11 protein-coding genes are annotated in these 13,562 nt (G+C 61.3%); 6 read left to right on the plus strand and 5 right to left on the minus strand.

Annotated elements, in window-relative coordinates; all coding sequences use genetic code 11:
* Positions 1-18 precede the first annotated feature (18 nt).
* The gene (locus LC531_RS19750; RefSeq protein WP_223653351.1) at positions 19-1,467 is read left to right on the plus strand and encodes a hydrolase; all 1,449 of its coding nucleotides are present in this window, start codon (positions 19-21) and stop codon (positions 1,465-1,467) included.
* A gap of 82 nt (positions 1,468-1,549) precedes the next feature.
* On the opposite strand, the gene pgl is transcribed toward LC531_RS19750, so the two are convergent.
* From pgl to gndA, 3 genes are read right to left on the minus strand one after another with little or no spacing between them, the layout of a single operon-like run.
* Positions 1,550-2,293 carry a 6-phosphogluconolactonase gene (gene pgl, locus LC531_RS19755; RefSeq protein WP_223653353.1) on the minus strand — a complete coding sequence of 248 codons (744 nt, stop codon included), beginning with the start codon at positions 2,291-2,293 and terminating at the stop codon, positions 1,550-1,552.
* Entirely contained in the window at positions 2,280-3,794 is a 1,515-nt protein-coding gene (gene zwf / locus LC531_RS19760; protein WP_223653355.1) for a glucose-6-phosphate dehydrogenase, read from the minus strand. Before zwf ends, pgl begins: the two co-directional genes overlap by 14 nt.
* Entirely contained in the window at positions 3,795-5,324 is a 1,530-nt protein-coding gene (gene gndA / locus LC531_RS19765; protein WP_223653356.1) for an NADP-dependent phosphogluconate dehydrogenase, read from the minus strand. It abuts the gene before it with no gap.
* A gap of 237 nt (positions 5,325-5,561) precedes the next feature.
* On the opposite strand from gndA, the gene LC531_RS19770 reads away from it, so the two are divergent.
* Entirely contained in the window at positions 5,562-6,986 is a 1,425-nt protein-coding gene (locus tag LC531_RS19770; protein WP_223653357.1) for a DUF6600 domain-containing protein, read from the plus strand.
* Positions 6,987-7,207: 221 nt separating this feature from the next.
* Here the strand turns inward: LC531_RS19770 and dusB are convergent, their stop codons facing one another.
* Positions 7,208-8,197: a tRNA dihydrouridine synthase DusB gene (gene dusB / locus LC531_RS19775; protein WP_223653358.1), complete on the minus strand. Its 990-nt coding sequence runs from the start codon at positions 8,195-8,197 to the stop codon at positions 7,208-7,210.
* 192 nt (positions 8,198-8,389) lie between these two features.
* Here dusB and LC531_RS19780 point away from each other — a divergent pair, with 192 nt between their 5' ends.
* The 4 genes from LC531_RS19780 to LC531_RS19795 all read left to right on the plus strand — a co-directional run bounded on the left by LC531_RS19780 (position 8,390) and on the right by LC531_RS19795 (position 12,771).
* Positions 8,390-9,301 carry a CPBP family intramembrane glutamic endopeptidase gene (locus tag LC531_RS19780; protein WP_223653359.1) on the plus strand — a complete coding sequence of 304 codons (912 nt, stop codon included), beginning with the start codon at positions 8,390-8,392 and terminating at the stop codon, positions 9,299-9,301.
* 51 nt (positions 9,302-9,352) lie between these two features.
* Positions 9,353-10,342, plus strand: coding sequence for a phosphatidate cytidylyltransferase (locus LC531_RS19785; protein WP_223653360.1), 990 nt, complete (start codon positions 9,353-9,355; stop codon positions 10,340-10,342).
* 161 nt (positions 10,343-10,503) lie between these two features.
* The gene (locus LC531_RS19790) at positions 10,504-11,793 is read left to right on the plus strand and encodes a Glu/Leu/Phe/Val family dehydrogenase (protein WP_223653361.1); all 1,290 of its coding nucleotides are present in this window, start codon (positions 10,504-10,506) and stop codon (positions 11,791-11,793) included.
* A gap of 315 nt (positions 11,794-12,108) precedes the next feature.
* Positions 12,109-12,771 carry a phosphatidylserine decarboxylase family protein gene (locus LC531_RS19795; RefSeq protein WP_223654018.1) on the plus strand — a complete coding sequence of 221 codons (663 nt, stop codon included), beginning with the start codon at positions 12,109-12,111 and terminating at the stop codon, positions 12,769-12,771.
* Positions 12,772-12,861: 90 nt separating this feature from the next.
* Here the strand turns inward: LC531_RS19795 and LC531_RS19800 are convergent, their stop codons facing one another.
* On the minus strand, positions 12,862-13,524 hold the full coding sequence (locus LC531_RS19800) for a hypothetical protein (RefSeq protein ID WP_223653362.1): 663 nt from the start codon (positions 13,522-13,524) through the stop codon (positions 12,862-12,864).
* Positions 13,525-13,562 lie beyond the last annotated feature (38 nt).

Raw genomic sequence — 13,562 nt, forward strand, 5'->3', positions numbered from 1 at the left:
CCTTTTATTTCCTTCTTAATGAAGCATTTAGTTCGTTTTTTGGCCGTGCCCCTATTAAGCGCGGCCCTGCTGGCCGCCTGCGCCCGCCAGGAAGCCGCGCCTACCCTACCGGCGGCGGCCAACGTTCGCCAGGATGCCTCGGCCGCCGGCTTTCCCGAAACCTTCGACACGGGTAGCAAAACCTCTTACGCCAGCGGCACCGTGGCACTGGGCTCCGGCGCGTGGACCTTCAGCGACGCGCTGCTGGGCAACGCTGCGGCCGACGTGAAAACGGGCAGCCAGTCGGCCCGCGTGCGCAACAGCGGTACGCTCACCATGAACTTCGACCTCGCCAGCGGGGCCGGCACCGTGACGCTCGACCACGCCCGCTACGGCTCCGACGCGGCCGGCACCTGGGAGCTGTGGGCTTCCACCAACGGCGGTAGCTCGTTTGGTAAAGTGGGCAGCACCATCACCAACAGCGGCACGGCGCTCAGCACGGCCAGCTTCGCAGTGAACCTGCCGGGCACCGTGCGCCTGCAAGTGCGCAAGACCGACGGTGGCTCCAACCGCCTCAACTTCGATAACCTGACGGTGCAGACCTACGGCGGCACCGGCGCGGGCGGCGGGGGCGGCACGACCACCGGCGGCAAGAAATTCCTGTTTGACGCCAGCCACGCCGAAACGGCCGGTAACGCCGACTGGGTGCTCGACGTGGATGGCGGCACGGTGCCGCGCTTCCCTACCCCCGCCGCGGCGGGCATCACGGCCAGTACCCCGGAAACGTACTGGACGGCCGCCCTCTCCTCGTGGGGCGTGGCGCTGGTGAAGCTCGGCAACTCGGTAGAGAACCTGCCCGTCGGCACGGCCATCACCTACGGCAACGCCTCTAACCCGCAGGACCTGAGCAACTACAGCGTTTTTGTGGTAGATGAGCCGAATAACCTCTTCACAGCCAGCGAGAAAACGGCCATCGTCACGTTCGTCAAAAATGGCGGTGGCCTGTTCATGATTTCCGACCACACCGTATCGGACCGCGACAACGATGGCTACGACTCGCCGGCCATCTGGAACGACCTGATGAGCAACAACTCGGTGCAGGCTAACCCTTTTGGCTACAGCATCGCGCTCACCAACATCTCCGAAACGACCAGCAACGTACTGGCCAGCAGTAGCAATTCTATTCTGCACGGCTCGCAGGGCAACGTGACGCAGCTCAAGTTCTCGAACGGCGCGACTATCACCAAAACCAGCGGCTCGCAGGCGCAGCCGCTCGTGTGGCAGGGTAGCTCGGCGCAGGGCCTCAGCAACATCATGTGCGCCAGCAGCACCTTCGGCACCGGCCGCGTTTTCGTCATCACCGACTCGTCGCCGGCCGATGATGGCACCGGCAGCCCCGGCAACACCGTGTATCCCGGCTGGACCGAGATTTCCAGCCACGCCCCGCTGCACCTCAACGCCTCGCTCTGGCTGGCTAAGCAGCAATAAGCAAGCAGTTGACGGAATAAAAAGAACGTCATACCTGGTTAAGGCATGACGTTCTTTTTTACTCCGTCAACTGCTCACTATTTCAACCATTCGCCAATGCTGCGGCTGCTGCTTTATCCAGAAACCAATCTGCTTTGCTGTTTTCCAGGCAGATGAGCTGCGCCGGATATTGCTCCACATCGTGCGGCAACTCCAGAATCTGGTGTACCGCTTCGGCTTTACCGGCTCCGTAGACCAAGAAGGCCACGGCCCGCGCCTGGTTGATGAGCGGAGCCGTGAAGGTGATGCGGAATACTTGCTCCACGGGTAACCATACTTCCTTCACGCCCACCGTTTTATCGTGCAGCACGAGCGTGTGCGGAAACAGCGAGGCCGTGTGGGCGTTATCGCCCAGCCCCAGCAGTACGAGGTCGAACCGGGCCGGTTCCTGGCCAAAAAACTCCTCCACGGCCACGCCATATTGCGCCGCGGCTTCAGCGGGGGGTAGGCTGGTATCCACGGCGAAAACCTGATTGGGGCGGATTTTCAGCGGGTCGAGCAGGCTGGTTTTGGCCATCAAATAATTGCTTTCGGGCGAGTCGTGGGGCACGTAGCGCTCATCGCCGAAGAAGAAATACGTGTGCTCCCAGGCCACGCGCCCGCGGCAGGCGGGCGAAGCCAGCAGCTCGTACAATTTCTTGGGCGAGCTGCCGCCCGAGAGCGCCACCACGAAGCGCCCACGGGCGGCCACTGCCCGCTCGGCCTGCGCCACGAAGTAGTCGGCCAGCGCGTGCAGCGTCGCGTCGGGGGTAGGAAAAACGTGCAGGAGGGCGCTATTTTTTACCATTGAGCGGAAAGGTAAACCAGTGGTAGCCGTCCTTGGCCACGAGGGCTTCGGCATCTTCGGGGCCCCAGGAATCGGCCGAGTAATTAGGAAAATTCTGGCTGATGCGGTGCTGCCACGAGGTCAGGATGGGCATCACCAGGTCCCAGGCTTCCTCCACCTGGTCGCCGCGCATAAAGAGCGTCTGGTCGCCGAGCATCACGTCGAGCAGCAGGGTTTCGTAGGCTTCGGGGGCCTCGCTCACGTAGGTGCCTTTGTAGTCAAACACCATGTCCACGGTATTCAGCATCATGTCTACCCCTGGGCGTTTGGCCTGCACTTGCAGCCGGATGCTCATCTCGGGCTGAATGCTGATAACCAGCCGGTTCTGGCGCATCGTTTCCGCCGTTTCGGGCGAAAAAATGAAGTGCGGCACGTCTTTAAACTGAATGGTAATAACCGAGGCCGAGCGGTGCAGGCGCTTGCCCGTGCGCAGGTAAAACGGCACGCCCTGCCAGCGCCAGTTATCCACGAAAAACTTCACTGCCGCAAAGGTTTCGGTGTTCGACTGCGGGTTGGCACCGGGCTCCTCGCGATAGCCGGGCACCTGCTGGCCTTGCAGCCAGCCGGGGCCATACTGCCCGCGCACGGCCTGCTCGCGCACGGTTTCGGGCGTGAAGCGGCGCATGGCGCGCAGCACGTCCACCTTGCGGTCGCGCACTTCCTCGGCCGCGAAATTCACCGGCGGTTCCATCGCCACAATGCACAGCAGCTGCAAAAGGTGGTTCTGAATCATGTCGCGCAGCGCGCCCGAGCCGTCGTAGTAGCCCAGCCGGTCGCCTACCCCCAGGCTTTCGGTCACCGAAATCTGCACGTGCTCGATGTAGTTGCGGTTCCAGAGCGGTTCCATAATGGCGTTCGCGAAGCGAAAAGCCATGATATTCTGCACCGTTTCCTTGCCCAGATAGTGGTCAATACGGTAAATCTGCTTTTCCTGGAAAATGCGGCCCAGCAGCGCGTTCAACTCCCTGGCCGACTCCAAATCGTGCCCGAAGGGCTTCTCAATCACGATGCGCGTGCGCTCGGGGTCGGTCGTGAGCCCGGCCTTGGCCAGGTTTTCGGCAATGATGGGGAAGAAATTGGGCGATACCGCCAGGTAGTAGATGACGTTGGCCGGGGCCTGCCACTCCTTCTCCAATGCCTTGATGCGCGTGCCAAAATCCCGGTAGGTTTCGGCATTCTGCACATCGGCCGGCTGGTAGTAGATGTGGGGCGCGAAGTCCGTCCACTGCTCATCCTTCACCTTGCCGCTGCGCGAAAACTGGTTGACGTCCTTGAGCAGCCGGCCCCGAAAATCATCGTCGCTGAGCGGCGTGCGGCCCGTGCCGATGAGGGCAAACTGCGTGGGTAGCCAGCTTTCGAGGTACAGATTATACAGAGCCGGGGCCAGCTTGCGGGAGTTCAGGTCGCCGGTGCCGCCGAAGATGACGAACACCGTCGGCTGCGATTTCAGGGTCTCGTTCATTTACAGCTTCGCTTTAGAAGGGTCTTCCGACTGCTTGGTATTAGGCACGGGCGGGGTATTAGGCTTTAGATTAGCGGCCGGGCCGGCGGGCGCGTCGGGGTGGCTGCGCTTGCCCGTCCACTGGGTATGAAACACGCCTTCCTGGCCCACCAGCTCGTAGGTGTGCGCCCCAAAATAGTCGCGTTGTGCCTGAATCAGATTGGAGGGTAGGCGCGCCGTGCGGAAGGCATCGAAGTAGCTCAGCGCCGAGGCGTAGGCTGGCACCGCCTGCCCCGCCGCCACGGCGGCCGCTACTACGGCCCGCATGCCGGGGGCCGAGCTCTGCGTCAGCTCCTGTACTTTGCTGTCTAAAAGCAAGTGGGCCAGATTATTATCTTTCTCAAAAGCGTTATATATCTCATTCAAAAACGCCGAGCGGATGATGCAGCCGCCGCGCCAGATTTTGGCAATAGTGGCCAGCTGCAAGTCGTACTTGTATTCCTCCGACGCCTTCGCCAGCAGGTGCATGCCCTGGGCGTAGCTCATTATCATGCTGAAATAAAACGCCTGCTCCAACTGCTTGAGCAGCTCGTTTTTATCACCTTGCAGGTGGCCGGCTTCGGGGCCGTAGAGCTTGGCCAACTCCACGCGCAGGTCCTTGTATTTCGACAAGTCACGCATCGACACGGCCGCGTCCACGGTCGGAATCGGGGCCTGCAAGTCCATCGCTACCTGCGAGGTCCACTTGCCGGTGCCCTTGGCGCGGGCCTCGTCCTTGATATCGTTGAGCAACAGCGTACCGTCGCCGTCCGGGTTTTTAAAGGCAAAAATATCCTTCGTAATGTCGAGCAAAAACGACTGCAAGCGCCCGTCGTTCCACTTGGCAAACTCCTGCCCGATGGCCTCGTCGGCCATTCCCAGGCCGTTTTTCAGCAGGCCGTAGGTCTCGGCAATCAGCTCCATCAGGCCATACTCGATGCCGTTGTGCACCATTTTCACGAAGTGTCCCGCCGCGCCCGGCCCCAGCCAGGCCACGCAGGGCGCGCCGTCCACATGCGCCGCAATGGCCTCGAATACTGGCTTCATCGTCTGATAGGCTTCTTTATCGCCGCCCGGCATCATGCTCGGGCCAAAGCGCGCGCCTTCCTCGCCGCCGCTCACACCCATGCCGAAGAAGTGAAAACCCTTGCCCGCCAAGTCTTTGGCCCGGCGCTCGGTGTCGGTAAAGTGCGAGTTGCCGCCGTCAATCAGGATGTCGCCGGCTGCAAGCAGGGGCAGCATTTCGGCAATTACGCTGTCCACGATGGGGCCAGCGGGCACCAGCATCATAATAGCGCGGGGCGTTTTAATGCTCTGCACGAAGGCTTTGGGGTCGGTGAAGCCCTTCACGGGCTTACCCTGGCCTTCCTGACCCAGCAGGTCCACCTGCTTCTGGTTTTTATCGTAGCCGGCTACGGCAAAGCCGTGGTCAGCCATGTTCAGCAGCATGTTGCGGCCCATCGTGCCGAGGCCAATCATGCCGAATGCGTAGTCCGTGGGATTGTCGCTCATGAAGGTGTTTGAAAGAAAGTGATTGAAAGCATAAAGGAACAGTTATACGCTGAAAAGCTGATTAGGCTCTTCTTTAACAAGCGGGGCAGGAAAAAATAAGCTGGCTGCTGGGCCGCAACACCGGTCGCTTAAACCTTTACGCCGGAGCCACCTCCAAGGCTACAACTACCTTTCTCGCGCGCGCCGCTGGTGCCACGGCTACTCGCCGGCCGGGCGGCTTCACCTTGCTTTTTTACTATGTCTTTTTCCTTTCGTTGGGCGGTGCTGGGGCTGCTACTGCTAGCCGCCGGCCAGCCGGCCCGGGCGCAGGCCCCCGCGCCGCCCGATGGCGGTCCGGTCACGTACCAGATGTTTTACGATGCCCTGAGCCCCTACGGGCAGTGGGTAAACGACCCCGATTATGGCTACGTGTGGCTGCCCTCGGTCGGGCCCAATTTCCAGCCCTACGGGAGTAATGGCCACTGGGTATACACTGATTATGGCTGGACCTGGGTATCTGATTACGCTTGGGGCTGGGCGCCGTTTCACTACGGCCGCTGGCGCTTTAGCGACCCGTATGGCTGGGTGTGGGTGCCGGGCTACCGCTGGGGGCCGGCCTGGGTGGCGTGGCGCCAAAGCGCCGGCTACTACGGCTGGGCACCATTAGGGCCGCCGCCGGTCCAGCCGGGCGTGCGGGTAAACATTGGCTTTTCGTTTTCCTTTGGTAATGCGCCCGTGGTGCCGGCCCGCTGGTATTTTGTGCCGGCGGCCTACGTCGCCAGCCCCCGCATCGCCACCTACTACTTGCCCCCGGCCCGCACCACGGTGCTCTATAACCAGACCACCATTATCAATAATACCTATGTGAATAAGACAGTTAACAACACGGTGCATAACACTACTGTTATCAATAACCAGCGCGAGAGGGGCGGCTACCCCGCCGGCCCCGCCCGCGCCGACGTGGAGAAAGCCACTGGCCAGCCCCTGCAACAAGTGGCCGTAACCAGCCGCAACACCCCCGGCGTGGGGGTCCAGGGCAACTCCCTGGCCTTCTACCGCCCCGATGTGAAAGCGCCCAATGCCACCGCCAGTGCCCCGGCTCCCCGCCACACCGTAGCCCTGGCCGAAGCCGCCCGGCAGGCCCGCGCCGCCCAGCCCGGCACCGGCCTGCTACCCGATAAAGCCGCTCAGCAGCTCAGCAGCACCGATGCCCAGCCCTTCCGCGCGGCTCACCAGCGGGCCGCCCAGCCGGCCAGCGCCGCGCCGCCTACCCCTCGCCCTAGTAACCAGCCGGCCAGCGCCGCGCCGCCTACCCCCCGTCTCAACAACCAGCCGGCTACTATCGCGCTGCCTACCCCCCGTCCCAACAACCAGCCAGTTAACGCCGCGCCGCCTGTCGCCCCCGCCGACCTGACCTCGCGCCAGGAGCGCCAACAAGCCCGGCAGGCGCGCCAGCAGGCGCTGGCCGGGCAGCCAAAACCCGCGCCTACCCCCGACCAGCAGCAGCAGCGCGCCCAGCGGCAAGCCCAGCAGCAGCAGCCTCTGACGGCCCCTACCCCCCCGCCGCGGCCCCAGGCTCCGCGTCAGCAACGGCCACCAAGCCCGACCCCTCAGCGGCCGCGGCTGGCCCCCCAACCGCCGCGCCCGCAACCGCACCCCATGCGCGAAGAGCAGCGGCGCTAAGGGTACCAGTAACCTAACGATAAGATTTCTCTGTAATCGCTAGCGAATCTGGCAGCGTGCCGCCAGTTTGTGCTATGTATGCCAGCTCCGAAGCTGGGTTCAAGTAGCCTTGGGTCAGGCTTTGACCAGGTTCGCCGGGCAGGTAGCTTAACCTGCATTTTGGCGGGGATACGAATCCGGCCGCGCCGTGCTTGCTGGTTGAGTGAAGAAAATCTTTTGTCCTACCCCACTAGCACGGCCTCGCTGGCCGCGATTTCTTCCAGAATGGCGTACACTTCTTCGCCCAGGTCAGCATCGACCAAGCGGGTGCGCCACTGCTTGGCGCCCTCCAAACCCCTGAAATAGTGAGCGTAGTGTCGGCGCATCTCGAAAATGCCGACCTTGGGGCCTTTCCACTCCAGGCTTTTGTCAAAGTGCATCCGGCACATGGCGATGCGCTCGTCCAGGGTGGGCGGGGCCAGGTGCTGGCCGGTGGCCGCGTAGTGCTTCACCTCCCGAAAAATCCAGGGGTAGCCGATGGCGGCGCGCCCAATCATGACGCCATCCACGCCGTAGCGGTTTTTGTAGGTGAGCGCTTTTTCGGGCGAGTCGATGTCGCCGTTGCCGAAAATGGGGATTTTGATGCGCGGGTTTTCCTTGATTTTGGCGATGAGCCGCCAATCGGCCTCGCCCTTGTAGAGCTGCACGCGGGTGCGGCCGTGCACGGTGAGCGCCGCGATACCCACGTCTTGCAGGCGCTCGGCCACTTCCTCCACGTTCAGGGTGTCGAGGTCCCAGCCGAGGCGGGTTTTCACGGTCACGGGCAGGTGCGTATTTCGGACCACGGCGGCGGTCATGGCTACCATTTTGGGCACGTCGCGCAGCAGGGCCGCGCCCGCGCCGCGCAGGGCTACCTGCTTCACCGGGCAGCCGTAGTTAATGTCAATCAAATCGGGCCCCGCCTCGGTACTGATGGCCGCGCACTCGCCCATCGTGGCCACGTCGGAGCCGAAGAGCTGAATGCCGATAGGCCGCTCGTAATCAAACACATCGAGCTTCTGCCGACTCTTGGCCGCCGCCCGGATGAGGCCCTCCGAGGAGATGAACTCGGTGTACATCAGGTCGGCCCCGTTGGCCTTGCACACGGCGCGGAAGGGCGGGTCGCTCACGTCCTCCATCGGGGCGAGGAGCAGCGGGAAATCGGGGAGTTGAATATTACCTATCTGAACCACTGATTAGTATGGATTTAAGCGGATTTCACGGATTTTGTGGACGGCGCGGGGGCTGCGCTCGCAGGGACAGACGTAAAGATTAGCCAATGCCCGCGCCACCGAGAATTTATTACGCAAATTTACACCCCCTTGAACACCGCCGCCCTTATGAATGGTTTAGTGCCTCGCCCTGCCCTCCGCCCCGCGCCGCCTATGCACCCCGCCGTGCAGCTCCTGATGCTGCTGGGCCTGGCCGTGGCGGGGCTGTGCCTGGCCAGCCTGCTGGCGTTGGTACTGGCCAATCAGCTCTACGGCTTGTCGTTGGCCCAATTTGGGGAAGTAGGGGCCGCGCCCGAGCGCGTGCCGCACGGCTGGGCGGTGCTCATGCTGCTGCAAGGGCTGTCGCTGGCCGGGCTGGGGGCGGGGGCGGCGGTGCTGCCGCTGGTGCTGGGGCAATCGGTGCGCGGGTACTTCGCGCCGCGCCGGCTGGGGGCGGCGTGGTGGCCGCTGGCGGCCGGGCTGGTGATTCTGGTATCGGTGCCGTTTTTATCGGCGCTGGTGGCCTGGAATGCCAGCGTACACTTCCCTACCCCCCTGCACGGCTTTGAGCTGTGGGCGCGCGATAAGGAAGACCAGACCGCCGGCCTCACCAAGTTTCTGACCGATTTTCATTCGCCCGGCCGGCTGCTGGTGGGCTTGGTGGTCATCGCCATCGTGCCGGCGGTGGCCGAGGAGCTGGTGTTTCGGGGTGGCGTGCAGCGCAATCTGGTGGCGTGGTTTGGCTCGCGGCACGTGGGCGTGTGGCTGGCGGCGGCCATTTTTTCGGCCATTCACGTGCAGTTTTTCGGGTTCGTGCCGCGCCTCGTGCTGGGGCTGGTGCTGGGCTACCTATACGAGTGGAGCGGGAACATCTTGGTTTCGATGGCCGCGCACTTCACCCAGAATGCATTCCAGCTGGTACTGCTTTATTTGTTTCAGAATAAAATGCTACCCGTCGTTTTCGACCCCGACGCCAACCAGACCGTGCCGTGGCCGGCCGTGCTGCTGTCGGCGGCGCTCACGGCGGGGCTGCTCTACTGGCTGCGCCAGCGCTGGGCGGCTCCCAAAGCATTGGCCCGCGGGTAACTGCCCGGCTCCTTACATTCTTTCACTCTTTCCCTACCCCCTCCGCCCGATTTGAACCCCGACGCGACCTCTACCCCCCCCGACGGCCCTCCACCCAAGAAAGCCCCCAGCAACCTGCGCCTGCGCGCTATTTGGGGGGCGCTGGCGGCGGCGCTGCTCATTAGCTGCACCTTCGGCGGGCCCATCTCGTTCGGGCTGTTTTTTGCCGCTGTGCAAGCCGTGATGCTGAAGGAGTTTTACCGGATAATGCGGGCGGCTGGCCACCGGCCGGCTAGCTGGGCAGGGGGAGTTGCCGGGGTAATCATTTTTGGGGCAATCTATTTCGTCAAAAGCTACTCTGTTTATGCGGAGTGGTTGGGCTGGCCCACGGGTTGGACCATTTATCCTCCCTTATCAGCCTTGCCTCAGGCAATGCCAGGCCAACCTTCTGGTTGGTTATTGGCCTCCTTTACAGTACTTTCGGCTTATACCTGGTTAGGCGGAGCAATTGTATTGCTGGTTGTGTTGGTGCTGCGTGAAATAGTGCTTTGGCCTAAACACGGACATCCATTTATAAATATTGGAACCACGCTTATTGGCTTGCTCTACGTTAGCCTGCCAATGGCGCTGCTTAGCGTTATTGCGTTTGGGCGTAGCGGTTTTACCCCTGGCCGCGTTTTCCTCCTCATCCTCTTCATTTGGGCGGCTGATACGGGCGCGTACTTCGCTGGCAAAAACTTTGGCAAGCACAAGCTGGCACCGAGCATTTCGCCCGGCAAAACCTGGGAGGGCTGGGCCGGCGGAGCGGCCCTCGCGTTGGCCACGGGCTGGGCGGCCGGCTATTTCCTGCCCGATATCCCGTTGAGCCACCGGCTGGTGGCAGCTGGGGTAGTGGCCGTGTTCGGCCCGCTCGGCGACCTGGCCGAGAGCATGCTCAAGCGCAGCGCGGGCGTGAAGGACTCGGGCACCTTTTTGCCCGGCCACGGTGGCCTGCTCGACCGCTTCGATGCCTTTTTGCTGGTGCTGCCGGTGCTGGCCCTGCTGCAAGCGCTGGTGGGGTAGGCAGTAGTGAGAACAACGAGAGTGATAAGAGTACTAGCGTTCAGCTGTGAGAACGATATTACTCCCATTACCTATTACCAACGGGCGTACCTTTACGGCGCTTTTTCGTAAGTCTACCTATCTGCCCTCTTCCCACCCAATCGTACATTTTCCCCTCCCCCATGACGCCTACCACCGTATATAAAGAACCCGCCCCGCGGGTAGCCAATACCGAGAATCCGCTTGAGTCGATGATGTCGCGCTTCAACGTAGCCGCGGAAATTCTGGGTCTCGACCACGAAACCTACGAAGTGCTGAAAGCGGCTGATAAGCAGATAATTGTGCATCTGCCCGTATCAATGGACGATGGCAAAGTGCGCGTGTTTGAAGGCTACCGCGTGGTGCACAACACTATCCTGGGCCCCAGCAAGGGTGGCATTCGCTACGACAAGAACGTGAGCCTGGATGAGGTAAAAGCGCTGGCCGCCTGGATGACCTGGAAGTGCGCCGTGGTGGATATTCCCTACGGCGGGGCTAAAGGCGGTATTATTTGCGACCCCACCACCATGAGCGCGGGCGAAATCGAGCGCCTCACCCGCGCCTACACTATGTCCATGAAGGACGTGTTCGGCCCCGACCGCGACATTCCGGCCCCTGATATGGGCACCGGCCCGCGCGAAATGGCTTGGATTATGGACGAATTCTCCAAAACCGTAGGCCAGACTTCCTCGGCTGTGGTAACGGGCAAGCCGCTGGTGATGGGCGGCTCGCTGGGCCGCACGGAGGCTACCGGGCGCGGCGTGATGGTGTCGTGCCTGGCCGCCATGAACAAGCTGAATATGAAAATCGAGGAAACCTCGGTCGCCATTCAGGGCTTCGGCAACGTGGGGTCGTGGACGGCCAAGCTGATGTTTGACAAAGGCCTGAAAATCAAGGCTATTTCCGACATTTCGGGGGCTTACTGGAACGACAACGGCCTGAACATTGACGACGTAATTGCCTACAAGAACGCCCACGGTGGCCGCATTGAAGGCTTCCCCGGTGCTACCCCCATTGACCCTGACGAACTGCTGGTATCGGACGTGGACGTGCTGGTACCCGCCGCCGTGGAGGACGTCATTACCGAGCACAACGCGCCCTTTATCAAGGCCAAGCTAATTGTGGAAGGTGCCAACGGCCCTACCTCGGCCTCGGCCGACCCTATTATTTACGCCAAAGGCATTTCGGTGGTACCCGATATTCTGGCCAACTCGGGCGGCGTGACGGTGAGCTACTTCGAATGGGTGCAGAATAAGCAAGGCTTCAAGTGGAGCCTCGAAATGGTGACCGACCGCGCCGACCGCATCATGACCGATGCCTTTGAAAAGGTGTTTGCTGTGAGCCAGAAATACGATATCTCGCTCCGCATTGCGGCCTACGTGGTGGCTATTGATAAGGTAGCGCAGACGTATAAATACCGCGGCGGCTACTAAGACCGCAGATTCAAACGGATTTCGCGGATACACTGCGGCGCGGCTGGCTGGCGGGGCTGGTAGTCCGTTTTGGTCATGGTATTGAATTGATTAAATGAACACGCCGCTTCGCGGCTGGCTGGCTTATTTTTGGGCCGGCCAGCCGCTTTGCTTTCGGCACCTATAAAAAAGAAAAGCAGTTACCCAGGTTTACTAGGTTACCCATCGCCACCAGCCTAAGCGATAAAAAAAGCCGCACGACGGAGCCTACCGCCCCGCGTAGCCAGCCGCGCGGCGGTGTATCCGCGAAATCCGTTAAATCCGTTTGAATCTGTGATTAAGATACATAAAGAAGGCCGCCGCATCCTATTTGTGACGCTGCTCGTGCTGCTGGTCCTTAACTTACTGCTGCATCGCTACAACGGGCCCAACGTGGTGTTCAACCGCATTTTTGCGGGTGCATCAGTAGTGGCGTTTTTGCTGCTACTGCAATTTTTTCGCTCGCCGTTCCGCCGCCTGCTCACCCACGAAGATTTGCTACTGGCCCCGGCCGATGGCAAGGTAGTCGTAATTGAAGAAGTATTTGAGCCTGAGTACTTTGAAGATGCTCGCCGGCAAATCAGCGTGTTCATGTCGCCCATCAATGTGCACATTACCCGCAACCCGGTGTCGGGCACTGTCAAGTATTTCAAGTACCATCCCGGCCAGTATCTGGTGGCTTGGCACCCCAAAAGCAGCACTCAGAACGAGCGCACTACGGTAGTAGTAGAAAGCGACGCCGGTCCGCTCGTCCTCTTCCGGCAGATTGCCGGGGCAATGGCCCGCCGCATTGTGTGGTACGTGAATGAAGGCGACGAAGTGAGTCAGGGGGAAGAGTTTGGCTTTATTAAGTTCGGGTCGCGGGTCGATATTTTTGTGCCCCTCAGCGCCGAAATTAAAGTTGAGCTGGGCCAAAAGGTGAAAGGCGGCGAAACCGTTCTCTGCCAGTTTGTTGATTAGCCTTCCCTACCCCTCTTGACGAAGTCAGCCCGCCCGGCCGCACTTGCTGCAAACCGGGCGGGCTGACTTCGTCAAGAGGGGTAGGGAAGGCTACTGATTCAGCAGCTGCGCCGCGCCCGGCACGTGCTGAAGCCAGTAGCGTGCCAGCAGGCCCAGCACTAGCAGGATAACGAAGCAAATAAAAAGCGGCACCAGCCAGCCCCGCGGCTGAAACTGGTTCGTGCCCACGTAGCGCGGCCAGAACCACAGAATGTAAGCCAGAATGGCCGGCAGGTTCAGCAGCGACACGAACAGGGGGCTAAGCTTGTACGTTTTCATAAACATGTTGACCAGCACGGCTTCCCCAATCAGGTAAGCCACTACAAACGCCGCCAGCCCCCAAATGGCGCGGGTTTGCTTTAGCCGCCGCATATTGATGGCCAGCAGCACTGCCCCCGCAATGATGGTATTGAACAGCACCGAAAACAGCACAATAACGCCCGGCGTGTAAAGCACCGGCTGGTCTTCGGGGGGTAGGGCGGTAGGGTCAGCGGGCCGGCTGGGTACGCTAGCTGGTGCCGCGGTCGCCGCTTGCTGCGCCAGTACTTCGAGCTGCGGGCGCAAGGTATCCTCCTCAGGGGCAGGCCGGCCGCGCTGTCGCAGCTCGGCCAGGGCCGCCAGCACGGCTTCCTCGCGGTATTGCGCGTAGCTGGTTACGTACTCGCGCAGCGCGGCATCCGTCTTGAGCGCCATCTTGGCCGCGTAGTCTTCCATTGGGGTTGAATTTGGAATGAGGAATGAAGAATGGCGCT

The organism is Hymenobacter psoromatis (assembly GCF_020012125.1).
Taxonomy (GTDB): domain Bacteria; phylum Bacteroidota; class Bacteroidia; order Cytophagales; family Hymenobacteraceae; genus Hymenobacter; species Hymenobacter psoromatis.